The organism is Caballeronia sp. LZ003, assembly GCF_031451465.1.
In the GTDB taxonomy this organism is placed as follows: domain Bacteria; phylum Pseudomonadota; class Gammaproteobacteria; order Burkholderiales; family Burkholderiaceae; genus Caballeronia.
On record NZ_JARUXJ010000056.1, the window covers coordinates 1 to 1,214 of the forward strand.

Below are 1,214 nucleotides of genomic sequence, written 5' to 3' on the forward strand. Positions count from 1 at the left end.
GCGCCTATATGCCGAAAAACTTGCGGCGCCTAAACGCCGAAAACTCCCTGGCGCCTTTATGCCGAAAACGGTTTGGCTCCTTAACGGCGAAAGTTCACAGAAGGCAACGCCTTCGGGGCGAACATGATGGAGACCACGACGACGCACAAAGCCGGTTCGTACCAGCGGTGAGAGCAAGGTGCCGCAGAAACGACAGTTCAACTGAGGCGGCGCCGCCGGGCGAACGGCGGCGTTGGCGAGTGCAACGGCGTCGTCGCGGTCCGGTTGCAGTACACCATCGGCGGGGGAGTCAGGTGAACCGCGATGCGTCACGAATTGCCGCCGGACCCGATAGCGCCGGGCGCGTGCGGCATGTACAAAGCGTCCGCGGCGGGGACGCTGATAGCGTTGCCCGGCTTCGCGCACGCTGTCGCGGCGTGCAGGGGTGGCGCAGTCGCGGCAGTACCGATTGCCACGGTCACACTGGCGGCAGACGAAGACCTGCGCCCGACAACGGGCGCACAGGTACAGGCGACCTGAAGGCGGCTGCATTGGCGGTTCCCCTGGAACGCCAAAGAGACGGGTCCAGTTGAGTCGACGGTATGCGGTCCTTAAGGGACGCCCTAGCAATGGACGAGTGATTCTCTGATGCTACCTGTCCACGTGGACAGCTGGGATGAGAGTACATGACAGAAGATCGAGACTTGCGTAGCCGTCTGGTAGTCGGCGCGAAACGGGATGGTCGCCGGGAATACGATCCGCAAGCCCGCGAGGAACTGGTCCAGTTGTGCATGACGTCCGGCGTTTCGATAGCGCGGACGGCGATGGAATACGGCTTGAACCCGAATCTGTTGCGCGAGTGGATCACGCGCTATCAGAAGACACATGCGGCGCGGAATTCGGCGGATAAGGAACTGAGACCAGCAGACAGGGCATCGCTTGATGTCACGCCGCCTGCCTTGCGGACTGACGCGACCGACGTGCCATCACCATTTGTACCGGTCGTTCAGGGGGCTGTGACGGTTGAACGAGCGGTGTCCGCGCGCACACCATCGATCACGGTTGCCTTGCACATACGTTTGCCTAACGGTGTTGAGTTCGACATCGCAGAGGCGACCATCGACGAGCTGACCACGGTGGTCCAGATGCTCGGGAGGATGCCGTGTTCCGGTTCGACGATAATCTGAAGGTCTACCTGCACCGCGATCCTGTCGACTTCCGCTACGGCATGAACA

2 protein-coding genes and 1 pseudogene are annotated in these 1,214 nt (G+C 61.7%); 2 read left to right on the forward strand and 1 reads right to left on the reverse strand.

The features are described from left to right. The first annotated feature begins 303 nt into the window (after positions 1-303). The gene (locus tag QCE79_RS32855; RefSeq protein ID WP_309851615.1) at positions 304-519 is read left to right on the forward strand and encodes a hypothetical protein; all 216 of its coding nucleotides are present in this window, start codon (positions 304-306) and stop codon (positions 517-519) included. Positions 520-770: 251 nt separating this feature from the next. Next, a pseudogene (locus QCE79_RS32860) lies at positions 771-824 on the forward strand (hypothetical protein); the annotation flags it as partial. Positions 825-985: 161 nt separating this feature from the next. Here the strand turns inward: QCE79_RS32860 and QCE79_RS32865 are convergent. Next, positions 986-1,214 (reverse strand): hypothetical protein (locus QCE79_RS32865; RefSeq protein ID WP_309851618.1); only part of this gene is annotated, 229 nt, incomplete at its 5' end.

What these genes read in the sequence shown, in the direction of transcription:
- QCE79_RS32855 (WP_309851615.1), top strand. Translation starts at nt 304, where the DNA reads ATGCGTCACGAATTGCCGCCGGACCCGATAGCGCCGGGCGCGTGCGGC.